Genomic DNA, 24,999 nt, shown 5'->3' on the forward strand with positions numbered 1-24,999 from the left:
GACCTTGGCGACGTGATGGGCAGTTTCCGGCGTGGTAGCTGAGCATACTCTTCAGTAGGGCAAAGATAATTTGATATCCACCGCTGAGACGTAACCGCCCGATTGCTACCGCGTAGATTTCGCTTTGATGCGAGTGACGAGGAGCTCGTCGTCAACAAAGCTGTCGAGGAAGTTGTTCCATTCTTGGGGTGAGCGGCGGGCGTCTTTGAGCATCTGCTCCAATTCGTCCATGCCGTCGTCTGTCAGTGCGGTGACGTATTCGTCGTCTCCGGTGTAGACGGAGATGATGCTGCCGTAGCTCAGATTATCATCGTTGGAGACGATTGCCTGAAGAAGCTCCGGGTCCTCTTCGAGAATTTCGGCAACAAATTTGATCGTACGGACGTAGGTGACTGTCGCCATCAGGCTGCCTTTGCGTCGGTTGTGGTGATCGCCGACCAGTTCCATGGAAGCAATTCGTCTAACCTGTTGATCTTGTGATCGTGGATGCGATCGAGCACGTCAGCCAGATATGCCTGCGGATCAAGACCATTCATCTTGGCTGTCTCGATGATCGTCATGGCCCGCGCCAAAGTCTCCGCCCCGGTGTCGGCTCCCGCGAATAGCCAGTTGCGCCTTCCAACGCCTATTGGACGCAGAGCCCGCTCGGCGGCATTGTTGTCGATCGCGACACGGCCGTCTTCGAGGAACAGGCAGAGCGAGGACCATCGGCTCAATCCGTAGCGGAAAGCTGCCGCCAGATCGCCCTTGCCCGGAATGCGCGTTAGTTGAGCTTCAGCCCAGTGGCGGAATGCTTCAGCCTTGGGCTTGCTCTGCGTTTGACGCGCGGCAAGGCGGATCTCGGGAGGCTGGCCGTTGATGCCTCGCTCGATGTCGTAAAGCGCTCCGATACGATCGAGAGCCTCTCGCGCGATCTCGGATTTGTTCGATGTCCAGATATCGTGGAAGTCACGTCGCCAATGCGCCCAGCAGGCGGCTTCCTTGAAGCGAGATTCTCCCTTTTCTCCAGGCGAGTACAGCTTGCCATATCCTTTGTAGCCGTCAGCCTGAAGGATGCCGCTTGATTGCTTGAGGTGGCGGTGGACGTGCTCTTCCTTCCAGTCAGGAGCAAAATAGTAGACTGCACCCGGCGGGGAACTGCCTGCCCATGGACGCTGATCGCGGACATACGTCCAAATTCTGCCCTTCTTCACGCCTTTACCCAGCCCTTTGTCTCGCAGCGAGCGATCCAACACCCGGATCGGGGTATCGTCCGCATGAAGGAGATCACTTGCCATGATCGCAGCTCCGATCCGTTCAATAAGAGGCTGAAGCACCTGCATGGCGCGACCGCACCAATCAACCATCGTGCTGTCGGGAATGTCGGCGCCCATGCGGGCGAAGATCTCGTTCAGCCGGTACAGTGGCAAATGGTCATGGAACTTCGAGACCAGAATGTACGCGAGGAGGCCAGCGCCGGCCATGCTGCCAGGGATCGGGCGGCTGGGCGCTGCCACCTGCACCATCTTCTCGCAGCACCGACAGGACTTCTTCAACCGGGCGACTTCGATCACCTTCATCTGCGCTGCAATCATGTCGAGGATTTCGCTTGTGTCCTCACCGACAAGACGCAACTCACCTCCGCATTCCGGGCAGCAGGAGCCAGGATCGAGTTCTCGGCGCTCGCGAACCGCCTTGTCGGACACGCGTGGGCGCCGGCGCATGATCTTTTCCGACGCATCCGCCAGGGGCACAACAGACGCCGTCTCATCGGTTTCATGGATCGGGGCCGTATTGCCCTCAGCAGCGGCGATCAACAGATCCTCAAGCGCCAGTTCCAACTGCTCGATTTCACGCTCGATCTTTTCGGACGACTTGCCGAAGACCTGCTTCTTCAGCTTGGCGATGCGCAGCCGCAGGGTTTGGATCAACTGGTCGTGCGCTTGCAACGTCGCCGACATCTTCGCGTTTTCTGCCTGCAACGCGATTATCATTGCCTTGAGAAAGGCTGGATCATCAGGAAGATTTGTCGTTGCGTTTGACATGATCCTGACTACCATAAGTCAGGAGAAATTGCCATAAAAACGAGCAGATTCAGAGGGATAAAATCACCCGACACGGGCCGGTGGAGCACCCCAATCAGGACGACGCCAATCGATCCCTTCCCACAACATCGCCAGTTGCGCCGACGTCAGTCGCGCTGTCCCGTCTGACGCTGAAGGCCACGGGAAACGACCTTTCTGCAAAATCTTGTAATACAGGCAGAAGCCTTGGCCATCAAAATACAGCAGCTTTAAACGATCGCCTCGTTTGCCCCGAAAGGCGAAGACCGCACCGCCCGTCGGCTTCTGACGCAAGACATCCTGCGCAAGCGCAGCCAAGCCTTCTATTCCTTTGCGCATGTCCGTGATACCGCACGCAAGATAGACCCGAACGCCGGTCCCAGGCCCGATCATGCTGCTTCCACCGCCCGGATGAGCTGCGTCAGCGCCGCCGTATCGACCGAACTGCCAAAGCGAAGGGTGCGGCCACAGCTCAATCGCAGCTCGACCATCCCGGAGCACCTTTCCCGGTCATCAGCGACATCCACTTGCACCGCTTTCATATCGACGGGCATGAACAATGCATTCGAAGACCCGGAGAGCAGCCCCTTCTTCTTCAACTCGCTACGCCAGGCATAGATCTGCTGCCGCGTAATATGGTGCCGATGGGCAACCTCTGTGATCGTCGCTCCACCATCCCCAACCGACATGGCAATCGCGAGCTTCTCATCGTCGCGCCATCGACGCCGCCGCTCTTGCCCAAGAATTTCAACCCGCATCGCAATCCCCGCATAAGACACGTCGCTAACGACGTCGCTAAACACGTGTCTTAGGCCATCAAGGCGCTATGCGGCAGGCGGTGCCAATCGGGCGGTTACGCTGAGACCCGTTTGGCTACGCAAAGCGAGGTGCCAGGCCACTCCACTCCGACTTGGCCGCCCCAAAGTGATCGGCGTTTTCCATGTTGGTTAAACCGGTGGTAACCGCCACGGGCTGTGATGCTCGCCAACTGCGTTTGGAGGATTCACAAATGCCGTACGGTTGGATGTTCATTGGGGCGCTGGTCGCTTGCGCGCTAAGTCTCCTGGCGATCGAACATGATCCGCCCGACCTGACACCCTCGCCCTCGCTTGTCGTTGTCAAACAAACGCCCTAACCATGCGACTTTCCAGTGTTTCGGAACTTTTGACTATCGATTGGGTTCCCCCGTGGAGGAGACCCACGATGGTTGAAACGTGTTGTTCTTGATCGTCGTAGTGTTCTTCGCTGTTTCGGTTCTGCGGATCTACAATGCCTACTACAAGCCCGTTTCGATGAGCGGCGTAGGCTTGCCAGCTGTCACCGATCAGAACTAAATTTCCTAACTCAGGAGAGAGATGTGCTTCCACTCTTGGCTTCTGCAAAAATCTGGTAACCATACTTCATAAAAATAGCCCAAGAACAATGCTGACTTGCCTAGTTTACTAGTCCGCGACCACAATAGTCATCGTCCAGGCCAATTTGCGACAACATAATTTGCTCGTCGGCAGACAAATTGCCGACAAATTCTTCGAAAAGCGATGTGGCCAAGCCAGAAGGCACTCGAAAGTTAGAGTGAAGTCTTCCTCTTATATCACGAGCGGCCCGAACAAAATCCAGTGCCCCTTTTTGCACTTCCGACCTGACGAGCTTCGTTTTCTCGTTAATTATTTCCTCCTTATACACCGGCACTCCACTGCCTTCAAACTTAATGAGTTGGGTATCATCAGCGCTAAGCATTTTCTCCAGAATGAAGCTTTGCTGGTAAAAGATTGGGGCATTTAGATTTTTGGGTGTTGCGTGCACAAAACACCCCTTCGCAAAGACTCCCCTTTCTTGGCAAGGACCTTGTGAATCTTCGTCTGTTGCCAAGTAAAGGCCATCAATTTTTCGCCCGGTAAAGTCTACCAGATTTCTCTGAATGGTTGCACTATATCCTACATCTACGACAGCGTTTCGCCGTGTATCGTCACCAAACTGACTCTTCAGATACACATGCATTGGAGCGGCTTCCGCTACCGCGGAAGAGATGATTCTATGCTCAAAGTGGGCAAGAAGATCACGTATTTCGGATATGTCTCCGTGTTGAATTGTAATACGATTTCGTCGCAGCCAAATATTTTTCTGCTCCAAGAAACCCCAATCGGTTTGAGACAATTCAATACCGAAACGCTCTCGAAAAAACTGATCTGCCGAACCACCAAGGTAGTTGCTGGATTTTGCGATCAGCTGAATATGATCGAGATTTTTGATATTAGGCACTGTAATAGCGCGCCGTGAGGTAAGTAGATACTTGCATTCGGGGAGATCCGGGAGACCCTCTGCCCACAAACTAAAAGCGGACTTTAGCAATTTACCTTCTCTCGAAAGAAAATGTAATGTGTCAATCTGGTTGGATCTAACCTCTTCAATAAGCCACGATGAGAAACTGCAAATAGCAGGACCCAGGATCATAAATCCAGCTTTATAAGGATTGTTTCCTGTAATATCATTCGGTTGGAACTCACGATTAGTTAGATCGGAATAGAATTTCTGAGAAAACACCCCGAAGACAATTTGTGCATTAATGTCGTCTAAGTTTTCCGAGGGAATAAATCGTGAAAATCTTGGAACACTTCTTAAAAGAGCAGCAGGGCGCATTATGTGGGCAGTCTTGATGCCAGCGTCCTGAGGTATCTGAACATCGGAGTGTTCATTATCGCCTATCATTAGAATTTCTGACGGCGACAGTTGTTCACTTTTCATAATGTGCTGGTACATAGCGCCGCTGTCTTTGCGATACCCAATATCAGACGACAGATAAATCTCGGACCACCCAACGATCCCGCAGTCATCCAACATTCTCTTAATTACATCGCGGGGAAGAAACATGTCGCTAGCTAGCGCAACGCGTTTATTTGCGGCAAGTGCGCTACGAAACAAATCAATTACAGCATGACGTGGCGACACCGCATTGATTTCAATCTCAATTTCAAGCTGCATTATTTGGTTAAGCGGACCCCATCCGTCGGCCGGCTCGATCACACTGTAGATTTCGAGGAGGGTGACATCGCTACCCGTCCCTATCCGCGCCTTTTTTTCCGCATTTATCCGAACCGCCTTGAAACCATGTATCCCCTTTTCGGCTAGCCGCGCTTCCAGAATGTCTTTGATGCGATCCCCGAAGAGAAGCGGGCGAGTTATCAAAGTTTCAAAAATATCAAATAGCACCAATTTCGTTTGCGAGGATTGGATAAGGTTTGCAATGCGCCGATTTGGCCGATTTGTATATTGTTCGAAACGCCATTTTGACCAGCTTGGATTTTTGGAATCCCGTAGAATTCCAAGCTCGTGTCCTCGTGACAGAGGCAAAATCCCTAGCATCCTCTCTAAGCAATGAGCGAGTGTTCCGTCTGTTTGTCCCGCTTCTTCAACAAACTCTTCCAACTTAATCCCTGCTTCATACAACGGTAGAATAGACTCAACTCGCGCCCAAAACATCGATCCAACAGGAAAATCTATATACCCATAAGGTACTTTCGATAACCCCAGTCGTTTAGACCAAGTTATTGCCGTGTTATAATTTGCGAGCCAAGTATTGGCGATATATGGCAAATCATGAAAACACTGAGGATAAATCAAGCCATACTTTTTACTCGACAAAAGTCCAATAATTTTTATTATACCTTGTCGATCGGGAAAAAGTGATGACAGTAAATATTCTCTCCAGTTCCCGGTAGCGCCTTCGTTGTACAGAGACTTTTTTGAGTGAATGTGGGCTATTATCTCGTGTTTTCTAATTTCCTTTGAGAATTCGACAACGAAAGGAGCTATGTCCCGCCCCCTATTTTGGACTATGCGAACATCGAGGGCAGCGCAACAGTCGAGGTGTCCAAATGCTTCTTCGGCAATCAGCTTAGCATTCTCGGTTGCAACCGAAACATAGAGAGAAACAGGCAAAGGAACCCGGCTAACATAGCGGGCCATGTCCTTTGCAAGGTCAGCATAATACAAGTGGATGTGGATACCAATGGAGATATCGGGGACATTATCTGTTGTGATCTCATTGAGGTCAACAAATACTCCTGATGCGCGTTCCACGGTTTTCCGTCCTTCGGAGGAGGATTTTTGTTGGTACTCCAATAATTCTGTGACAATCCCAAGTACTCCGCGAGCGTTGTAAGTCTTCAGAACGAAGCGCATGAAATCATTTGGATTCTCAAAAGGTCGTTCGGATATGAGTTTTGCTATACCTCGCGCCCCGGAAATGATTGACAATTTATAGCTCATTGTAGGCCCTTGTCTGACTATGCGGGACGGCTCCAACTCCGTTGGAACCTCCAAATCACGAGTGTCCAGCCCGCCCCCCCCGCAGAACATGAGGTTTAAGGAGTAGCGGTTTTTGTTTTGATGGCAAATTTGCTAGGGCATGCTGTCCCGGATGCTCGCTAGAATCAACGAACCGATCGACCACAATATGAAACAAGCGCCGAAAACCAGACCGGTGTTCACTCCAACTTGTGGATATAGCGCTTTTTCAGGGAGTGAGGCTGGAACCACGATGGCTAGATAAAGCTGTTGTTGCTCCATACGCCTTCTCGCAGTTTCATATGAGGCGCGTGAAAGGGTATATATTTGCTCGGAGAATTCCTGTCGGAGCTTGAGCAACTCAAACTCTTTCAACTGCGATGCTACGGCATTTGAATCGGCTTGGTTGGTAAGCATCGAGTTGAGCTTTCGAATCTGGTCATTCGTCGCTCCCAGTTTTGCTTTGAGCTGCTTATCTCCCGGACGATCTGTCGCACCTACTAAAACTGATGTAGCCAGTTCACTTTCGATTTGAATCTTTTCTAAAGTGAGCGTTGAAACCAACGTTGTCAGACGTTTCGCTCTGTCAATAGGATCAATAGAGCCGGACCGCTGCTGGAATTCAAGAAGCTCAGACCGCGTACCAGCAAGCTCAGTTGCTGAGTGGTTCACATCGTCTTCAGCGCGCCGAAGAGAATCTTCTCTGGTTCGATAAGAAATCCTGTTAAGCAGTTCCTCGCTCCGACGTACAATTCGGTCAGTAAGATCGAGAGCATCAATCGGGGTGAAGCCGTTGACGCGAATCGTTATTATCCCGGATGGGGCATCGAGTGAAACTAACACTCGCTTTTTCCAATAGGCCCAAATTTCTTCAAACTGGCGTGAGGAATCCAATCGTGAAAGCCAATCGATGTCGGTTCGATCGTACATTTTCCTCATGAGTTCCCGACCACCGACGTCGGTAACGGCTGCGCGGCTTTTGAGGTAGTCTAAGACTATCATGGAGTCCTGAGCGGTACCAGCGCTGTTGGTTACGCCCAATTTACTTAGAATAGAGGTACTTGAGCTGATTTCACCCTTATTCGACGATTCTCGAACCGTCACTCTCGCCTCCGCAACGAAAATGTCCGATGCAATAAAGCAAAAATAGATCATCGCTATTACCGACGGCAGCGCAACAAAGATCAGGAAAGTGCGCAATAAGTTGCCGCCAGCACCCGAAGCCGCGAGCACGGTGCTGTCAGGCTCGGCGGTAAGTGTTAACAGTTTTCTTGCCTTCAGACTTTCAATGAGCGAAGTCGGCGCTAACGACGAATTGATGCTCTCGTTTACAACTTCGCGGCGCCAAATTCTTCGAAGAGAATTCTGTATACTCTCACCGAGTCGCTTCCGTGCGATCTCGTCTCGAAAGTGGGTATGGTCTTTGTTTTTCAATAATCACCTTTAAAGGCTTTCAGGTTGGTCATTAACCCTTAAACCCATCTCGACAGCGGATGAAGCGAAGGAATAGAGCGCTATGTCCTCGTCCAATAAATCCGCGATGAGGCCTATCCGCCGGAGTTTTTCTGCAAGGTTTTGGACCCCTGGAATCGTTTCCAACTCCGTTTGCGGAAATATTCCTCCGTCTACCACCGCACCTATCATAGATACGAATTCGTTGAAATATTGTCGAGTTCCGACAACGTCAAAATACGCCAGATTGTCCAATGCCATTGTGACATGGCGACGCTGCAATTCCTCGTCCGGAGTTGCGCCCAAAGTTGAAGTCGCCGGAGAACGAAACAATCGGCGCTGGTCAGCAGACAGTCGCCGGAAAGCTGTCAAAATAGACTTTTCGTCTTCAACATCCATACCCTCTGTAAAATTAGAGAGAGGAAGATAGGCCTGCGCGAACAATCCACTTGTTTTTTGAGCATCCTGTTTGGAGAGATATATAAGAAACTGAAGCCTCTCAGCCAATTCTTCAAAAGGATCGCGCAAAAGTGCGATATTGAAGAATCCCTTCTCACGCGCTAAAGAACCGTGTCTTTGCCAATTCGGTTGGCCAAAAACCAGTATAGAATTGCAGTAGTTATTGAAGAAAATTGAATTTATGGTTTCGAGAGAAAATCGTTGTACCATTGGATAGGACAACTTAAAGTTCTTCATCATCTTGCGAAGGATTTTTATCTGAGGATATGCGCTCGGGTCAAGGAAAAATATCTTCTTGTCGACTACAACTTCTTCAGGAACTCTCTGATATATTTGCAAGCCGCTATCTGGCTCTATAATCGATAAAATCGCCTCATCACGCAGGCCAGGGAGGAGTTGTTCATCAATGTGAAATCCGACCTGGCCACTCGCATGCATACCCAAGTCGCGAATATCGAGCCTAGTCACATTGGCTTTGAAGCGAACGTCCTGTCGGTTGGGGATTTTTATCAGAAACTCCGGAGTTTCCGATGGATTATCTAGCACAAGCCATCCGGCGATCATGCTCGTGTTGTCAATATCGACGTGAAAATGCATCCCCTATGCCGCCATGTGATCTCGGGCGAAGGTAGCCAAACCCGCCACGACAGCCCATGCAAGAAACATAACACCCATTACTATTATTAGGCTTAACGGCCTTTTTGGATACTCGGCCTCTTCCGGCAGATTGGGTGTGACGTAGGTGAGAAGGTATGAGCGTTGCGTTTCGATTGTTTGTCTCGCTTGTTCGAATGTTACGGAAGCGATTGCAAATGCCTCTCGGGCGATTTGCGCCTCTACCTCCTTCTGCGCCATGTTACTAGCTTTAGATGCGAGATTTACAACGCTCTCGCTGTTAAATTTGGCGGAACCTGCAATGCTCTCATCATAGGAGGTAATTTGCTGACGCAGCGCTTGCGCGCTTGCCTGCAAGGATGTCAGTTGCGGGGAAGCGCTGGCTTGACCATTGGTAAGCCCATAAATCTTTTGCTCAATTTTGGACAACTCAAGTCGCAACGCAGCAACAATTCCAGAATACTCTCCTGCTGTAACTTCAACATTCAATAGACCGGCCGCGTTGCGTGCATCTCTCAACGAGGCGGTCGCTCGTTCCAAATCGCTTTTCGACCGGTCTAGCTCTTTTTTCGAGCTGTCAAATGCGTCCTGCTCATTTTTTTGAGTTAACCTATTTACCATTTTTTCAGAAGACTCAATGATTGCAGACAAAACCTTGAGGCTGTCCTCCGGTCTGAAAGTTCGAACCTTAACAATCACAAGCCCACTATTCCGATTGACCTCCACATCGATCTGACGCCGCCAATAGGTCACAAATTTGTCCATCGTCGCATCTGATGGCAAACTGGAAAAGTAATCTGCTTCTGGCCCTCTAAAGATATCGCGAAGGGGCAACTGTCCCTCAAGTTCGTCGATAAGGGCGCGGCTCTTTATGTACTCGGCTATCATCAAGCCGTCTTTACTTTGGCCCGTGTCAATAAACGAGGAAAGGCCGGAGAAGCCAGCAATGCTTGTAGAACCGCCAGCCTTAACAGTGAATCGTGCCTCTGAGATATACTGATTCGAAGCTACTAGCGTAAAGTAAACGGTTGCCGAAATCGTTGGAACAATGAAGATGGCTATAAAACTAAAGGCCAAAAAGTAGCGGAAAAGGCGCTCGCCCCTACGAGCACGGAACCCGCCACCACCACTAATTATCGGGCGGGGTGTCCGTGCCTTACGAGCCATTTTTCTAAGCTCTATAGAGATAGACGATGCTTGACGAGCCCCAATTGCCCCCACTTGGGCCGGGTTAACCATATGTTTTCCGATAGGGTCCATGTCGTATTCTAACGATTTAGCTGGTTGTAGAGTTCGATGGCGTCATCGATATTCGAAAATTCATGGAACAAGCCATGAGCGAGTACGATTGCCCGAGTGCAATATCCCCTGATCATTTCCATTGAATGAGATATCATAATGACGTCCGACCTGCCTCTTCGCTTAGCGATCTCATCGTGACACCTAGCTTGGAAGCGAGCATCCCCGACTGCGAGAACTTCATCGATAAGGTAACACTCGAAATCGACGGCCATTGATAATCCAAAAGCCAACCTCTGCGCCATGCCCGAAGAGTAGGTTTTGAATGGCTCATCCATATAAGCGCCTATTTCCGCGAAGTCTTCGACAAAATCCACGGCAGTGCGAGGATTTTGTCCATAAATACGGGCCGTAAACTGAACATTTTCACGGCCGGTTAACTCCGGATGCAGGCCCCCAGCGAAACCCAGTGGCCAAGATATTCTTGCCGACCTGGTGATCTTACCAGAGTTCGGCAACTCGGTCCCAGCCAGCATTCTCATCGTTGTTGATTTCCCCGCGCCATTTATACCCAAAATAGCGTACGACGATCCGGCCCGGAAATCAGCTGACACGTGGTTCAGTATTATTTTAGAGGAGCCACGTATCTTGTAATATTTAAACACATTCGACAAGTGAATCATGGCGAAAGTAACTTACCTCGCAAGAAACGCTCACCTAGGAGAGACAGAAACAGAAAGAATGTTGCTATTCCAATAAGATATGCAGGCGACAGCATGTCATCGCCATACCCTTCATAGTAAGATGCCCTAATCCATTCGACGCAATGAACTAGTGGATTAAACCACATGGCGTCACGTACCTCTTGGGAAAGTGTGGAAGGAAGTATAAATACGCCAGAAGTGGAATAAAGAGCAAACATCAGTACCATAAATAAAATGTTCCACATCTTGAATATCGATGAGACCACAGTATTTAAGAACCCCATGCAAATAGAGAGGTAAATGGTGGATGAAACCGCAGCGCCCCACATTGCAGGATCTGGCGGAACAATATCAACGCCATACGCCAGGGCACCTGCAAAGAACAATATTACGACTAAGAACGCCGTCAAAAATTCAATAATGCCGCGCGAGATTATTATATAAATAGGTTTTATAACCGGAAAAAGAAAAAGCGGTTTATTAGTCTCAATCGCTATTCCCATCATGCGCGCAGGGTACAGACACAAAATATATGGCATTACTCCACTGGAAACGAACACGGCCGGATCGTTACCAAGAGGTGTTACACGATTAGCGAGACTCATAAGGATGACAATTGTTACTAAGTGGCTAAGAGGCCACGCCACCGCCATCAGATAGCCCAAATGAGTGCGGCCGTATCGTGTACGAAGGTCACGCAAGATCAAGGCCCCTACAATGTTCCCGTAGGATCCCAATTTAATCACCAATACTCCTTCTCACGGATATTCAGCTCATGGGCCGACCGCCTTCGCTGCCTCCCAACTTAAGTCCCTACGTTTTTCAGAAAAACCGGCCTATTTTGTGACGCAAACCTAAAAGATAGGTGATTAGAGTTTGCATCCTAAACGACTGTCTATGGGATTGTCGTGGTCTCTCCGGGGCGGTTCGAACTGAATTTATCGTCGCCAAAATTTCTTCTACGAGACTGGAGTTCCTGGCCTGCAATATTGAAGTGTTCTCCTCAGCTGCTATGAGTTTGTCGCGAAGATCCCGAGTGTGAACAGAAAGGTTCTCGTTGCTCACCTCAAGAGCGGCGAGCTTTTCGTTAAGGGCGCGATTCTTGTTACTAAGTGAACTTTCATTCGCCTGCAAATAAGCTAGACGGAGCTGGAGATTGTCTCGATCAGACTCGGCTCGCTCCAATAGGGAGCGCATTGACTCAGCTTCAATTCTAATTCTCTCAGAATGCAACCAGTCTAGGTGACGTACTCCTTCCAGATCCTTCTTAAAATCAGACAGCGTCTGCTCCTGAATCTCGGAATAGAGAGAGTCCCAATTTGCTTTACCTAGCATATTCATGAAGGTCGACGCTGTAGGCGGACGAGATAACTCCCTACTCGCAGCTTCGAAATTTCGGAAATCCGATATTCGCTGTGAACTCAGCTTTAAATTTCGAGGCGTCAAGCGGGAGAACCGCGACAAGTGATGGACCAAATGATTAAGCTTCAATCTTGTTGGGACAGCGTCATTGGTTCCTATCAAATCATCCCTGAAGAGAGCCGCAATCAATTTTCTGCCATTCAAAAGCTTTTGATCCCAACCCTCCCGATTGATTGCGGATTGGAGCTGACGATCAAGTTCATCCTGCGACTGCGCAGCATAACTCACATCCCTTCCAAAAAAGAAATCATTGCTGAGTGTAATCAGGGGTTTGTCGAATATAAAAGGAAGTACTTGTGAAGACGTAAATGTGGTGACACAAACGTCACAGTTTCTGACAAGAGTCCTAATGTCGACATTGTTCAAATAGGTGAGATTGACTCCACAATCCTCAAGTATCTCAAACGGCCGCATGGGGTGCGGCTTGACCAAAAGGCGTGCTCCGGGACAGACTCTCGAAAGAGCGGAAACCAAAAACTGCAAGCCTTCCGCTGAATTTTTCGCAAAACTACCTACCCTGTCTGTGAGCTCATATTGCTCAGTTGTATTATGTAGATTTACGTCGAATGCTCCTAAATAAACTATTGTTTTGCCGACAAATTCTGATGAGGGTATATCTTCATCTATATTGTATCCATCGTATTTTTTATTAGCCGGTGAAGTATAGTATCTCTCAATATTGCCCCATAGGGGCAATAGATCGGCATCATTACTGTATGGCTCAATAAATTGTCCGCGCAGCCCGATATTGCTAAGAGCGAAATGTCCAACTAGGTTGAATGAGATAGTATCCTCGAATAATCCTCTCTCAAATATATAGGATGCAATCTGTCTGCCTTGCGCCAATCGTAACATTAATCTCGAAAGCGGTATCGAGCTTCCCCAAGCTAGGATTAGCACAGGCCGCATAAGCTCAAAAGCTCGCTCCCAAAAGCTCGCTGCTCGAATAATTGCATGTTCAGCCTCTACAGGAGAAGCAATCCCGCACCACTCCTGCTCCGATGCGATGAGTTCATCTACAAGCCACCCGAACGTGGCAGATCGCCCCATTATGGCATTCTTAAATCGGGCGCCTTGTTCAACTAAACTAAAAGGAACAAAAAAGTAATCGAAGCCGGTAAATGAACGATCTGGCTCATACGGACCAAAAACAATTAAGCGAATCCCGTTAGCGCCAAGGGCGTGCCCCAAATCCGAAATGGTTTGATAAAAGCTGTCCTTGCCATTTAGGTAGCAAAGCAACCAAACAATTCCCCGAGAATCCTCTTTGGTTTTCTTTTTCTTCATTCCCCGCCCTAGCGCATGGTATTGTATTTAGCTCCGGTAGTCCTTCCCCGGAACTAGGACGCTGTGATACTCGCCTACTGTGCTTACTGGTTTAGGCTGTAAAATAGATTCGGCAAGACGGAATTCCTGTATGTCGTCTATGTCAAAGCTCTCTGCCTCCGGCGTTTCAATGAAGGAGACATCCCCATTGTACAAAAAGCTACCCGTTTCGTTGTAGCTCTCCAATGCATGATTTGCATCAAACACAGCAATTATGAAGTTTATCAAACTAAGCGGCTCTAAATCCTGGGTCCTTGGACTTTTACCGCTTGCGTCGAAATTCACCCAATTTCCCCTGCAGTAAGCGTGTCGCCTTATCGTATTAACAGAGAACAGGCTCGAGGGTCTTTCTCTCTCGAACTTATCTATTGCAAGGTCGATTGTGTGGGCCTTGATGAACGGCGCTGTTGGATTAATCACTGCAACGGCATCACACGGGTGTTTCGACAAAAAATCAAACACAATCTCGTCAGTCGCCGTCGAAGAAGTCGCTAGAGCGGCGGGTCTCATGTACGACTCCATACCGTACTCGGCCGCCACCGAAGCAATCTCACAGCTTTCTGTATTGATGACCGTTTTTGTAAGAGTTCGGCACTGCTGTACGGCCTCGATCGCATAAGATATTAGCGGCCGCCCGTTGAGCAGCCGTAAATTTTTTGCTGGTATCCTAACGCTACCCAGACGAGCGGGGATGTAGCTGAGTATTTTCACTAGTTCCTCATGAGTATTCGGGAATGTGTTGCCTGAGGTTGTAGATCGATTTCACGTGTAGCTCATCATTGCCACAAAAGTCATCATCGACGTGCAGCTTTCGCCAGAATTCGGCCGGCTCTTTAAATTTTCCTTCAATGAGATAGCGCAAAGGTAATTCGCATGTTGCAGGGGCGTATTGTGTTTTTAGAACCTCGGGACCGTACGTTCGGATCAGGTTCTTGAGGTACATTTTTGCTCCATCATTCAGTGCTTGGAGATATTTAAAATCCGCTTGAGATCGGCCTTCCTTTTTGAAAACTGGTTTTGTTCCCTGCCCAATTGTATCTTCAAACCCAATAACTTGCCCATGAGGAGCGGTCAAAAACGCCTCCAGTATCAGAGAGTAATTTTTGACAACACTGTCGAACTCCTTGTTAGCTTCAGAAAAATATCCATGAGCTGAGCCGCCGCGTTTGAAAACGTCGATAATCTCTGGCGACGTTACCATATAAAATCCCTTGAGGGGATTGGGCATTATGGTTTGGAGCGCAGACTGGATCGAACCACTATACCCGAGATCGACCAGAGCCAGATTTGCTGCACTTATGCCAGCGGATAAACAGTACCGCTCAATCTGCTGTTTTTTCTTAATACCCGCTTCAACAATCTGATCCTTTAGAACTTCTAACACCTCTAGGATAAACTCCCTGTCGATGTTAGTCGAAAACCTCGCATCGGAAAACCCGAGTTGGCCGCTTGCTTCAAAGCCAATTCGAGCCATTAAAAAGTCCCGCACAGTACCGGAAAATTCCGCTCCCCGTACAATAAAACTAGGATCAAATACATTGGCCTGCATCGCACCCATGGCCAGTCTTCGAGACATGGGGAAATATTTCGCAGGCGGGAAAAAATCTGCGTCAGAGCCGACTAATTTCCGAATATACTCATAGTTCTCAAAAAGGAAATGTCCTTCTCTTGCAAGAAAACCAACTTGTTTGACGTCATGAATACTGTGGTGGTTGATAATCCAGGTGAAGAACCCGAAAAAAAGAGGACCAAATATCGAATAACCAACATCTTCCGGTGTATCTAGTGAAACAGGGCGGAATGAATCATTACTCAAAAATGCATTTGAGGCGGCTTTCTGGATAACGGGGCCAAGTACTATGCCGTCACGCCATTCCGTCTTCGACTTTTGCCAATCACCCGGAGGGCTGATACCTTTCAGGTCAGCCAATACCGTCGTGTGTAAGACATGCAAACACGGGATATCCCTCATGGTTGGAAGATGGATGTCAGATTCTTCATTGTCGCCTACATGTACGAACTGCTTGCCCTTAACCTCTAAGTTCGCGATCACAGGCCACACATCATCACGGTCTTTTCGGTAACCGCAATCTGCAGAAATGTAGAGTTGATCAAGCTGAGACTTAATACCCATATTTTCCAGGCAACGCTCGAAAAAGTCTTTGGGCATGTAGGAGTCGCTAATTAAAATGGTCCGTTTACCGGCAGAATGGGCACTACGAAGCATTGAAACAACATCTTCGCGAGGAGAGAGGCAGCGTTCCTCGATCGCAAGTTCAAGGCCTTTTGCTTCTCGAATCACGTCCGCAGACCAATTGCTGCAGTGCCCAAAACAATCATAGATATCGTGAATATCCACATCGCCTTTTTTCGTCACGGTCCGGGCGTAGGCCTCAGCTTCCTTACGCACCCTGAAGAACTCAGTCTCAGTGGTGATTTGCGCTCGGCTGTAAAGCACCCATCCGATATAGTTATGGATGTCGTCCGGAGTTGTCGCCAGTCTGCAAACGAGCGTGTCGTAAAAATCGAAGGAAAGGGTGTCTGCCGATTCAACAAAGTTTTTGGCATACTGTGCCGTATTGATATATTTATGAAGTAGTTTTTCGCTCCAGTTGCGCCTGAATGTTCCGAAATTATAATCATACTCGATATAGTCAAAGCCGTGGGAACTGGCTATTCCACATATTCCATGCTCAATTCCGTGCGCGAGCGTGCCGTCATGGTGCGAGGGCTCTGGATCAAAATCATCATATTTCCAAGCATGACTCAGGAGGCTTTTGAATGCTGCAGTGCGGCCCCAAAACATGCTTCCCATTGGCACGTCGATCAACCCTCTAAACTTGAATTCTGAAATCTCAAGCTTTGAAAAAAGATCGGCGCCCCTGTGGCCAGAGCCGAGCCAACTATGAAACCAAGGTCCGAACTCTATAAAAGTTGTTGGAAATATGAGACCAATTTTCTGATCATTCTTAAACTTTCCGATGATGGCAGAAACAGCCGCCTCTGAACCGAGTACACCCTTGTATAGGTGTTCGCGCCACCGAGACTGATTGTCGCCGGTGCGTAGAGATTTCTTGGTATGTATATGAACGAACAGGTCGTGCTCCAAGATCTCGTCTCTAAATTCTACGAGAAATGGTCCAAAATTGCGTCCCCGATTTTGCGCCAATTTGATTTCAAACCGGCAATTTAATTCGTGAAACTTAATGGCTTTTCGGATGTCGTCAGCCACCGATTCTTGCGTCACTGTGAACAGGGCGGTAAACGCATATGGCAAGCTTTTCAAATAGCCGCAGATCTCTTCAGCGAGATCACCGTAGTATACGTGAGCGACTACGGCTATCGTTGGACCATTTTCCAGTGGCGTATGAAAAATATGCTCTTCATGTCCCATAAAGCGCGTTGCGTGATGTCCGCCAAAAATGCTTCGAGCCGCGACCTTTTCGAACTGCCCATGCATGACGTAGTGCTGAAGCGGTAAAAATCCGTGGTTTCGTAAGCCAGGCAAAGCTTCGTTCTCATACCAGTATGGGTCAAAGAGTGGGTGAGGAGCACGACCTTCTTTAGCGCCAAACTTTATATAGTGTTCCGTGGGATCCATCTTCGACTCAAGAACATCCCTATAATATAATTGATACCAAACGGGGTCAAAGAGCTTACACGGGTAGCGTCCCTCATGTCTTCCGAAGCGGACATAATGCTTGATAGGGTCGAGTTTCGATCTCTTTACATCGGGATTTTTCTCAAGATACCAAGCCTTGTCGAAAATTCCGCTATTTGCAATGAGAGTTTCGAGTTTCATCTTTACGCTCCAGTGATTTTTCTTCAATTTCGCCCGCCACGTCTTGTCGATACGCTTGCAGCTCCCTGGGGTGTTGAGAGGAGAGATTCTTCAAGAGAATTGTGTGGCCCGTATTCGGCGTGGAGATACCAGCTGAAAAGTCATTTTACAACTTCTTTGGGGGGCGATGAAAATCGTCCGATGTGGCCGATGATGCTGCAGCAGTCGCGTTTGACTGGTGAGCCTAATGCAGAGAGGCAACGCCCAATCCGCTCTGAGGCAGAATCCTCTCATGCGGCCGTGAGAAGTTTTGTCGCCTTATCTGGCGGGTGACGGGCTGGTGGCCATTCGGTATTTTATTCCCTTTATGGTGGTTCCTGCGAGTTAAGGCGCTTCACTTGACATTGGACGGCGGGATCAAACGAACGTTTTACCCAATCTTCTGAAGTTTGCTACCTCACTCTTAAGCACCGAAAAGGGCTCCATGCCGATCAGGCAAGGCGCACGCTTCGTGTAAAGGCGAGCAACTGTCTGCGGAGGAGCTGGCGACGGATAAGAACTCGCCCACAATTGTCTTCACCGTGGATTTGCAAAACGTTCTTAACCAAAGGCTCCTCTATTCGGGACAACGACACCCAATCTGTGCCGGAACTTGCTGGCGGAAACAGGAGCCATCCACTCCATCAATCGAAATGGCATGCTCCAAGATCAAGGCACATCTCAGGGACGCAGCCGCCAAAACATTTGACACCCTCACAAAGACTCCCGGCTCAACCTGTTCCCTCTTCAATCGAGCAGAATGTTGGAACGTCTTCAGCGCCGGAGGATATGCGTCATGTTAATCGTACGATGCTTTTTATAAGGAAGGGCCAATGAATCGCGGCACCGGGATTCGCAGGCCGAACAATGTTCGAGGTAGATCTCCTTGGCGGAGAGCTGGGTCGGGCAGATGGCCATCGCGCGACCACCGCCTCTGACCGGGAAACCGCAGCTTCTTCAGCGAGACTGGCCAGTTGGTTGAAATTTACGTCCTGGCAGAACTCCAACGGGTTGTGCGTCCCGTTACAGATCTCGCCAAGACGCTACCTGCACCACATAGGACTGTTTTTGTTCTCTTGACAGAACCAAAAATGGCCTTTCCGAAACATTCTGGAAACGGTTCCTGAACAAATTAGCGACAGCTTAGATAAACACTGGAAATCTACCTCTTCTGATGGTGCGGCAACTTGTGGGAAACCATTCCGCAGACAGAGCTCACTAAAGCGCCCAGCAAAATTTGTTAAGCTAAATTAGTGCCGACCTACCCGATCGCCTTTTGGGCGGCCGCTTTTACGGCAAGTTCGGCAAGGTGCGCAAAGCCGATGCTCGCCTTCTATGAGTTGGACGCATTAACAATCGCAAGCTCCATTACGTTCTTGAGCTCCTATGTAAACGGGTCGCGTCCGAGGAAGCCGACGTTAGGAAACGCGACACTATCCAGCAGGTTTCAGACATATCGTCGCCTCCGGTCGACGAATGAAAGAATTTCTTTGGACGGGGTGGAGGCATTTTTTAAACGACATACCCTTCGCCGAGAGCCGGTTGGGCGGGTGAAATAAATCGTGGATGAATCGACAGTGCCCTGCGATTCTCTTCAATTGGAGAGGATCTGGTCCCGCGTGACTTGTAAGAAATGCTCGTCTTTACCATTCCCTATTATATAGGTTCGCCGATATTGGCCGGTGCACTGGTAATTCAGACTGAAACGAGCTGCCGGTTTGATTCAGATTGCGTTTTGAAGGTAATCGGCATTTACCACGTTGATCAATCAGACGGTAATGGTCCCGGGTGTGGACTGCTGACAGTGCCTTTGGAGGGATGCAAATGCCGTACGGTTGTATCTTCCTCCGGGTGATTGCTTGAGCGCTGAGTGGACGCCTGTGGGGGAGCATCGGTCCCAGCAGTTAGGACAAGCAGGAAATAATCTCAGAAATTGTCTGTGACTTTCGTGCCTTACTGCTATTGAGTTTGGCAGTGCGATCCTCGGGATCGCCGCGCAGGCGCCCGTACAGGAATAGGTCTTGCGACCGTCATCAGAGGACACTGCCGCTTCCGCCTCGCATCGCTTGCTGACTTGAATGGCCAGCGCGACGATGCGCCCGCAGACAATGCAAAGCATGGAGCATCATGATGACAGACGATGACAAAATCCAGTCCGTTCTCGGTCTCGACGTGTCCTGTGACAGCGTCACCCTGTTCGACAGCCTGAGGGCTGGGTGGCGCACTATGGCCTTGGCCGTAGCCAAACCCTGGTCCACCCCGCAGCGCCATGATCGCCGCCGATATTCAGGATCATGTTGCCGAGCTCGACCGGCGCGTCGTCAAAATCGAGGCACATATCGAAACCCTCATCCGCAAGGACTGGGCCTTCATCGCCGGAAAGGGCTCCGCGCTCCTTCCCGGCATCGGTGCGACCATCGCCGCACTTCTGATCGCCGCCATGCCCGAACTCGGCGGCATTAACCGCCGGCATACGGCCAGTCTGGCCGGATGTGCCCGCATCCCAGAGTCAGTGGAAAACTGAACGGCCGCAGGGCAGTCTGCGGCGGACGCCGGCATCTCCGGCCCGCACTGTTCAATCCGCTCGCCACCTCATACAAGGCCTTCCTTGCCGCCGGAAAACCATAGGACCTGGCGCTCGGCGCCATCATGCGAAGATCATCACCATCGCAAATTCTAGATTGCGCGACGCAGAAACCATCGCCAACGACTGACTTGATGACGCGTTCTTGCCGGCTCGGGGCCGAAACGGGACGGTATGCGCTGCTGGTGGCGTACCGGGACTGCTGACTTAGTTTTGTAGCGAGTGGGCGTTCGACGGAACAAAATGCTGTTGAGGCGATTGTATTTGCTCCATCCCATATACCGGAGACTTTCGATGGCCAAGAAGTCCACACCGACGTCGCCTGCCAATATCGCGACCATTCACGACCAAAAACTGCATCGAGGTGAAGGGGGCGAACTTCATCAGTTCGCCGAGGACGGCGCCCCTGTCTTGACCACTGCCCAAGGTGGACCTGTTGCAGACGACCAGAACACTTTGCGTGTCGGCGCACGCGGTCCGGCGCTGATCGACGACTTCCACTTCCGTGAAAAAATATTCCATTTCGACCATGAGCGCATTCCCGAACGTGTGGTCCACGCGCGGGGTTATGCGGCGCATGGTTTTTTTGAAACATACGAGTCCTTGGCTTCCTACACGCGCGCCGATCTGTTTCAGCGTCCCGGCGAGCGCACTCCCGTCTTCGTACGGTTTTCAACGGTCGCTGGCAGCAAGGGATCGGCAGACCTCGCTCGCGATGTTCGGGGCTTTGCCGTGAAAATGTATACCAAGGAAGGAAACTGGGATCTCGTTGGCAACAATATCCCTGTCTTCTTCATTCAGGATGCCATCAAGTTCCCTGATCTTATTCACGCAGCCAAGCCAGAGCCAGACCGCGCGTTTCCCCAGGCCCAGACTGCGCACGATACCTTCTGGGACTTTATCAGCCTGACCCCCGAGAGCATGAACATGGTCATGTGGATCATGTCGGATCGAACCATTCCGCGGTCGTTCCGGTTCATGGAAGGTTTTGGCGTTCATACATTCCGCTTCGTCAACGCCAAGGACGAATCGACCTTCGTGAAATTTCACTGGAAGCCAAAGCTTGGCCTGCAATCCGTTGCGTGGAACGAGGCTGTCAAGATTAACGGTGCGGATCCCGATTTTCACCGCCGCGACCTCTGGCAGTCGATCCAGTCCGGCAATTTTCCCGAATGGGAGCTACAGGTTCAGCTCTTTGACCAGGAGTTCGCCGACAGCTTCGATTTCGATGTGCTCGATCCGACCAAGATCATTCCGGAGGAGATTTTGCCGCCGCAGCCGATCGGCCGTCTGGTCCTCGACCGGATGCCCGATAACTTTTTTGCCGAGACCGAGCAGGTCGCCTTCATGACCCAGAACGTGCCGCCTGGCATCGATTTCAGCAATGATCCGCTGTTGCAGGGTCGCAACTTTTCCTATCTCGATACGCAGTTGAAGCGTCTCGGCGGGCCGAATTTCACCCACCTGCCGATCAATGCGCCGAAGTGTCCGTTTGCGAACTTCCAGCAGGATGGCCATATGGCCATGCGCAATCCCGTTGGCCGCGTCAACTACCAGCCGAATTCATTCGAGGAAGGCCCCAGAGAATCGCCCTTGCAGGGATATCGACATTTCCCGGCGGAGGAACAGGGTCCGAAAGTTCGCCTACGCCCGGAGAGCTTCGCCGACCACTACAGCCAGGCCCGGCAGTTCTTCATCAGCCAGACACCGCCAGAGCAACGGCATATTGCTGCCGCTCTGATTTTCGAACTGTCGAAGGTGGAAACGCCGGTCATCCGAGAACGGATGGTTGCCCATCTCATTAACATCGACGAGACGCTCGCCAGCAAAGTGGCTCATGCGCTCGGGTTCAAGTCGATGCCTAAGCCTGCAGATGCCGCTATGCCGACGCGCCAGGATCTGGAACCTTCACCGGCGCTCAGCATCGTCGAGCGTGGTCCTAAACGGTTCGAGGGACGCAAGCTCGGCATTCTCGTGACCGATGGTGCTGACGTGCAGATCTTCAAAGCTCTGCTCGACAACCTGACCAAGCAGAAGGCGGTCTTCGAAATCATTGCCCCAAAGGTTGGTGGCGTGACGATGTCGGATGGAAGCTGGGTGGAGGCTCACCAGATGATCGACGGTGGTCCGTCTGTCCTCTACGACGCGGTCAGTCTCGTTGTTTCCGCCGACGGCGTTGCCGATCTTCTCAAAGAAGCCACGGCACGGGACTTCGTCGCTGACGCGTTCACCCACTGCAAATTCATCGGTTACGTCGCCGATGCTGTGCCGCTTCTGGCCAAGGCCGGGGTTACAGAAAATCTCGACGAGGGCACGATAGAGCTCAAGGACAAAGCGACCGTTGCCGCGTTTTTTGACGAAGTTGGGAAGCTTCGCGTTTGGGCACGCGAACCATCGGTCAAGTTGAATTGATGATGGAAACGGGAGGGGCGTTGAGCCCCGCCCCAGCGCGGTAGGGGGCGCTTTCCGGCGCCGTTCGGGTTCTACGATGTCTGGCACCAAGAACTCTCTTGTGCGGATATCCGGTCTCTGCAGCCCTTATAGACAACCGCTGACATGGGGTCAGCGGCACCTCCAGCAAAAGAATGGATACACCAATGGCTCATACGAAAAAGCTCGAAGACCTCTTCCATGACACTTTGAAAGACGTCTATTTTGCCGAACAGAAAATCGTCGAAACCCTCCCAGAAATGGAAGAAGCAGCAACCAGCGTCCAGCTGAAGGACGCGTTCGCCAAGCACCTGGCAGAAACCAAGGTACATGTCGAGCGGCTCGAGCAGGTGTTTGAAATCATCGGCAAGGAACCGGAAGCCAAGACCTGCGATGCGATCCTCGGCATCACCGACGAAGGTGCTGAGATCATGGAGGAATACGAAGGCTCGCCTGCCTTGGATGCCGGACTGTTGGCAGCCGCCCAAGCCGTGGAACATTACGAAATGTCGCGATATGGCACCTTGCGCACATGGGCACTCGAGCTTGGGTTGAATGATGCTGCCGGATTGCTGCAGACGACGCTCGATGAAGAGCAGGCAACAGATCTGGCGCTGACCTCGATTGCTACGTCGGTTGTGAATCAAAAAGCTGAAGGCTGACCGTACCCGACACCGGATCCGTGGCAGAGCGCTGCGGATTCGGTACAGCGCCCTCTCCGGCCCGAAGATAGATTATGCCTTCAAGGCCGGCAACGATCACGCATTAGGCCTATCTCTGCAAAGGAGCGTCTTTATGTCGAACGCGACAAACGACCAAAACAATCTTGGCCCCACAAACGCAACCAGCCCGACAGAATTTGGGCAGTCTGTCGAAAGCCAGGCTCAGAGAAATGACGCCACGACAACGAGCGGAACGCAGCCCGAACGTCTAAATGTCTATCGGCTCGAACCCATCGCCGAAGCCCACGATCCCCGATGGGACAATTCGCCCTATCAAGGCGTTGTTGTCGTCGCAGCGCGCACCTCCGGAGACGCTCGGATCGTAGCTGCGGAGCGTGAGCTCGATTTTATGGAAATCGATGCTGCCCCGGCGGAAGATGTGACAACGAGCAATGCAAGCGCTTTCCGCTCGGAAAAGCTCTATACCGTGATTGAAATCGAACATGCCCGCATGGATCTGATCCGTGGAGTTATCGACGGCAACATTGCGGTATCGACGATAAAGCCCGTCCAGGTATAACTTGGTGACAGGCGTATAATCATAATGCACTTCGGTGAGGCTTAAACTGCTACGAAACCGCCCGCCGTGTTGCACCGAACACCGACCAGTCGGTTTTCGATGTCAGGATTTCCAGACCGAGCGTTCCCAACCAGCTGTTGCCCATTGGATCGAGCGCGGGAGACCACACGGCGATCGACGCCTGATGGGGAGCGACTGCAAGAATGCCTCCACCGACGCCAGATTTTGCCGGCAGACCGACACGGTAGGCGAAGTCGCCCGATCCGTCATACTGTCCGCATAACATCATGATGCGACAAAATCCGTCGTGCCCTGCGAGCGGCCTTGAGTTTGACGCCATCGTCATCATTCGAACCGTCAAGAATTAGAAAACGTCCTGCTTTCGCAAGACCGCGGCAATCCAGTGTGATGGCGCATTGATGGATATAAGCGTCCATGACCTTTTCAACCGGGTCCTTCAGATTGCCATGATGCCTCGACATGAACATCAGCGATCTGTTGAGGTCTCCCCCGGTCCGATCGCTGTCCATCACGTCCTGGTTCAGCTCCATCTTTTCCTCATCAAGCATGCGTTCAACCAGCCTGACGACGTGTCTACTAGAACCGTGGCGGCCGCCAAGACCGACAAGGATGTCGCAGATGACGAGTGCGCCCGCATTGATGAAGGGATTGCGTGGAATTCCTTTTGCGCGCTCCAGATCGATGATCGAATTGAACGGGTCGCCCGAGGGGTCGCGCCCGACACGCTCCCATACTTTCTCGCCAATAGCCTCAAGTGCGACCTCGAGTGCGAATACTTTAGAGATCGACTGAATTGGAAACCCGACGCGTGAATTTCCAGCCGCTGCCTCTTGGCCGTTACGCAAGTAAACGGCGATACCGAATTGTTCAAAATCCTTTTTGAGCGGCGCCTGCTTTCCCGCCAACTCAGCTTTTACGATTGCCTCATCGAACACCGCGGGTGCTTCCTTGCGGACCCGTGAGACGACATCCGCAAGGATACCTTTGAGTTCTTTGATCTCCATACCGATTGCACAATCCTTAACTGTCGCTCGTTCGGGGTTTGTCTTGGTCAGCCGCCGGCCAGTCATTCGACGGTTCGCCCACAACATCGGCGCTTGCATCCTCTGCCGGGTCGGGATCGCGCTCGTAAGCGTCCCGAAGCACCGCCGCTTGCTCCATTATAGCGTCAAGCACATCGCCTGCCTTCGCTCCCTTCACGACAAATGTATCGACGAAGTCTTCCAACCTCTCCCTGACGTCTTCGCTAAAGTTCCCGACCATATCTATCTCCACTGTTTCAAACGGACTTCAGTCGTCACTGAGCTCTAACCAGACAGGTGCGTGGTCGCTCGTATGCTCCCCCTCCCCAAACCTGTC

At 50.8% G+C, this 24,999-nt stretch carries 20 protein-coding genes; 4 read left to right on the plus strand and 16 right to left on the minus strand.

Annotated features, from left to right (window positions below):
* Positions 1-105 precede the first annotated feature (105 nt).
* The 13 genes from ACP7E6_RS24555 to ACP7E6_RS24615 form a co-directional block, all read right to left on the minus strand.
* The gene (locus ACP7E6_RS24555) at positions 106-402 is read right to left on the minus strand and encodes a hypothetical protein (RefSeq protein ID WP_426232388.1); all 297 of its coding nucleotides are present in this window, start codon (positions 400-402) and stop codon (positions 106-108) included.
* A complete protein-coding gene (gene tnpC, locus ACP7E6_RS24560) occupies positions 402-2,024 on the minus strand; it encodes an IS66 family transposase (RefSeq protein ID WP_426232313.1) in 1,623 nt (540 codons plus the stop codon). Before tnpC ends, ACP7E6_RS24555 begins: the two co-directional genes overlap by 1 nt.
* Positions 2,025-2,087: 63 nt before the next feature.
* A complete protein-coding gene (gene tnpB, locus ACP7E6_RS24565; RefSeq protein WP_056533973.1) occupies positions 2,088-2,435 on the minus strand; it encodes an IS66 family insertion sequence element accessory protein TnpB in 348 nt (115 codons plus the stop codon).
* Positions 2,432-2,800 carry an IS66-like element accessory protein TnpA gene (tnpA, locus tag ACP7E6_RS24570; RefSeq protein ID WP_426232314.1) on the minus strand — a complete coding sequence of 123 codons (369 nt, stop codon included), beginning with the start codon at positions 2,798-2,800 and terminating at the stop codon, positions 2,432-2,434. Before tnpA ends, tnpB begins: the two co-directional genes overlap by 4 nt.
* Before the next feature lie 676 nt (positions 2,801-3,476).
* Positions 3,477-6,308: an HAD-IA family hydrolase gene (locus ACP7E6_RS24575; RefSeq protein WP_426232315.1), complete on the minus strand. Its 2,832-nt coding sequence runs from the start codon at positions 6,306-6,308 to the stop codon at positions 3,477-3,479.
* Between the two features lie 132 nt (positions 6,309-6,440).
* Entirely contained in the window at positions 6,441-7,760 is a 1,320-nt protein-coding gene (locus tag ACP7E6_RS24580; RefSeq protein WP_426232316.1) for a hypothetical protein, read from the minus strand.
* A 9-nt stretch (positions 7,761-7,769) separates the two neighbouring features.
* Positions 7,770-8,834, minus strand: coding sequence for a hypothetical protein (locus tag ACP7E6_RS24585; RefSeq protein WP_426232317.1), 1,065 nt, complete (start codon positions 8,832-8,834; stop codon positions 7,770-7,772).
* A 3-nt stretch (positions 8,835-8,837) separates the two neighbouring features.
* Positions 8,838-10,112, minus strand: a complete 1,275-nt coding sequence (locus tag ACP7E6_RS24590) for a hypothetical protein (protein WP_426232318.1) — start codon at positions 10,110-10,112, stop codon at positions 8,838-8,840.
* A gap of 8 nt (positions 10,113-10,120) precedes the next feature.
* The gene (locus ACP7E6_RS24595; RefSeq protein WP_426232319.1) at positions 10,121-10,774 is read right to left on the minus strand and encodes an ABC transporter ATP-binding protein; all 654 of its coding nucleotides are present in this window, start codon (positions 10,772-10,774) and stop codon (positions 10,121-10,123) included.
* Positions 10,771-11,496 (minus strand): ABC transporter permease, encoded by a 726-nt coding sequence (locus ACP7E6_RS24600; protein ID WP_426232320.1) that lies wholly within the window; start codon positions 11,494-11,496, stop codon positions 10,771-10,773. Before ACP7E6_RS24600 ends, ACP7E6_RS24595 begins: the two co-directional genes overlap by 4 nt.
* Positions 11,497-11,617: 121 nt before the next feature.
* Complete coding sequence (locus tag ACP7E6_RS24605) at positions 11,618-13,504, minus strand: hypothetical protein (RefSeq protein ID WP_426232321.1); 1,887 nt, start codon at positions 13,502-13,504, stop codon at positions 11,618-11,620.
* A 27-nt stretch (positions 13,505-13,531) separates the two neighbouring features.
* A complete protein-coding gene (locus ACP7E6_RS24610; protein WP_426232322.1) occupies positions 13,532-14,254 on the minus strand; it encodes a cytidylyltransferase domain-containing protein in 723 nt (240 codons plus the stop codon).
* Positions 14,255-14,261: 7 nt separating this feature from the next.
* Positions 14,262-17,345: a rhamnan synthesis F family protein gene (locus tag ACP7E6_RS24615; RefSeq protein ID WP_426232323.1), complete on the minus strand. Its 3,084-nt coding sequence runs from the start codon at positions 17,343-17,345 to the stop codon at positions 14,262-14,264.
* A gap of 2,287 nt (positions 17,346-19,632) precedes the next feature.
* Here ACP7E6_RS24615 and ACP7E6_RS24620 point away from each other — a divergent pair.
* The 4 genes from ACP7E6_RS24620 (at position 19,633) to ACP7E6_RS24635 (ending at position 23,619) form a co-directional block, all read left to right on the plus strand.
* The gene (locus tag ACP7E6_RS24620) at positions 19,633-19,887 is read left to right on the plus strand and encodes a hypothetical protein (RefSeq protein ID WP_426232324.1); all 255 of its coding nucleotides are present in this window, start codon (positions 19,633-19,635) and stop codon (positions 19,885-19,887) included.
* Between the two features lie 354 nt (positions 19,888-20,241).
* Positions 20,242-22,359: a catalase C gene (catE, locus tag ACP7E6_RS24625; RefSeq protein WP_426232325.1), complete on the plus strand. Its 2,118-nt coding sequence runs from the start codon at positions 20,242-20,244 to the stop codon at positions 22,357-22,359.
* Positions 22,360-22,544: 185 nt separating this feature from the next.
* Positions 22,545-23,039, plus strand: a complete 495-nt coding sequence (locus ACP7E6_RS24630) for a ferritin-like domain-containing protein (protein WP_426232326.1) — start codon at positions 22,545-22,547, stop codon at positions 23,037-23,039.
* A gap of 133 nt (positions 23,040-23,172) precedes the next feature.
* Positions 23,173-23,619 carry a hypothetical protein gene (locus ACP7E6_RS24635; RefSeq protein ID WP_426232327.1) on the plus strand — a complete coding sequence of 149 codons (447 nt, stop codon included), beginning with the start codon at positions 23,173-23,175 and terminating at the stop codon, positions 23,617-23,619.
* A gap of 49 nt (positions 23,620-23,668) precedes the next feature.
* Here ACP7E6_RS24635 and ACP7E6_RS24640 read toward each other — a convergent pair whose 3' ends face one another.
* From ACP7E6_RS24640 to ACP7E6_RS24650, 3 genes are read right to left on the minus strand one after another with little or no spacing between them, the layout of a single operon-like run.
* On the minus strand, positions 23,669-23,908 hold the full coding sequence (locus tag ACP7E6_RS24640) for a glutaminase (RefSeq protein ID WP_426232328.1): 240 nt from the start codon (positions 23,906-23,908) through the stop codon (positions 23,669-23,671).
* On the minus strand, positions 23,886-24,644 hold the full coding sequence (locus ACP7E6_RS24645; protein ID WP_426232329.1) for a glutaminase: 759 nt from the start codon (positions 24,642-24,644) through the stop codon (positions 23,886-23,888). The genes ACP7E6_RS24640 and ACP7E6_RS24645 overlap by 23 nt, the downstream gene beginning before the upstream one ends.
* Before the next feature lie 16 nt (positions 24,645-24,660).
* Entirely contained in the window at positions 24,661-24,903 is a 243-nt protein-coding gene (locus tag ACP7E6_RS24650) for a hypothetical protein (RefSeq protein WP_426232330.1), read from the minus strand.
* Between the last annotated feature and the right edge of the window lie 96 nt (positions 24,904-24,999).

Origin of the sequence: Pararhizobium sp. DWP3-4 (assembly GCF_049898205.1) — a bacterium.
GTDB lineage: Bacteria > Pseudomonadota > Alphaproteobacteria > Rhizobiales > Rhizobiaceae > Pararhizobium.

Coding starts and splice junctions, on each gene's coding strand:
- ACP7E6_RS24630 (WP_426232326.1), top strand. CDS start 22,545: ATGGCTCATACGAAAAAGCTCGAAGACCTCTTCCATGACACTTTGAAA.
- ACP7E6_RS24620 (WP_426232324.1), top strand. CDS start 19,633: ATGATCGCCGCCGATATTCAGGATCATGTTGCCGAGCTCGACCGGCGC.
- ACP7E6_RS24640 (WP_426232328.1), bottom strand. CDS start 23,908: ATGATGTTATGCGGACAGTATGACGGATCGGGCGACTTCGCCTACCGT.
- ACP7E6_RS24590 (WP_426232318.1), bottom strand. CDS start 10,112: ATGGACCCTATCGGAAAACATATGGTTAACCCGGCCCAAGTGGGGGCA.
- ACP7E6_RS24615 (WP_426232323.1), bottom strand. CDS start 17,345: ATGAAACTCGAAACTCTCATTGCAAATAGCGGAATTTTCGACAAGGCT.
- ACP7E6_RS24555 (WP_426232388.1), bottom strand. CDS start 402: ATGGCGACAGTCACCTACGTCCGTACGATCAAATTTGTTGCCGAAATT.
- ACP7E6_RS24605 (WP_426232321.1), bottom strand. CDS start 13,504: ATGAAGAAAAAGAAAACCAAAGAGGATTCTCGGGGAATTGTTTGGTTG.
- ACP7E6_RS24650 (WP_426232330.1), bottom strand. CDS start 24,903: ATGGTCGGGAACTTTAGCGAAGACGTCAGGGAGAGGTTGGAAGACTTC.
- tnpB (WP_056533973.1), bottom strand. CDS start 2,435: ATGATCGGGCCTGGGACCGGCGTTCGGGTCTATCTTGCGTGCGGTATC.
- ACP7E6_RS24645 (WP_426232329.1), bottom strand. CDS start 24,644: ATGGAGATCAAAGAACTCAAAGGTATCCTTGCGGATGTCGTCTCACGG.
- ACP7E6_RS24585 (WP_426232317.1), bottom strand. CDS start 8,834: ATGCATTTTCACGTCGATATTGACAACACGAGCATGATCGCCGGATGG.
- tnpC (WP_426232313.1), bottom strand. CDS start 2,024: ATGTCAAACGCAACGACAAATCTTCCTGATGATCCAGCCTTTCTCAAG.
- ACP7E6_RS24595 (WP_426232319.1), bottom strand. CDS start 10,774: ATGATTCACTTGTCGAATGTGTTTAAATATTACAAGATACGTGGCTCC.
- tnpA (WP_426232314.1), bottom strand. CDS start 2,800: ATGCGGGTTGAAATTCTTGGGCAAGAGCGGCGGCGTCGATGGCGCGAC.
- ACP7E6_RS24575 (WP_426232315.1), bottom strand. CDS start 6,308: ATGAGCTATAAATTGTCAATCATTTCCGGGGCGCGAGGTATAGCAAAA.
- catE (WP_426232325.1), top strand. CDS start 20,242: ATGGCCAAGAAGTCCACACCGACGTCGCCTGCCAATATCGCGACCATT.
- ACP7E6_RS24635 (WP_426232327.1), top strand. CDS start 23,173: ATGTCGAACGCGACAAACGACCAAAACAATCTTGGCCCCACAAACGCA.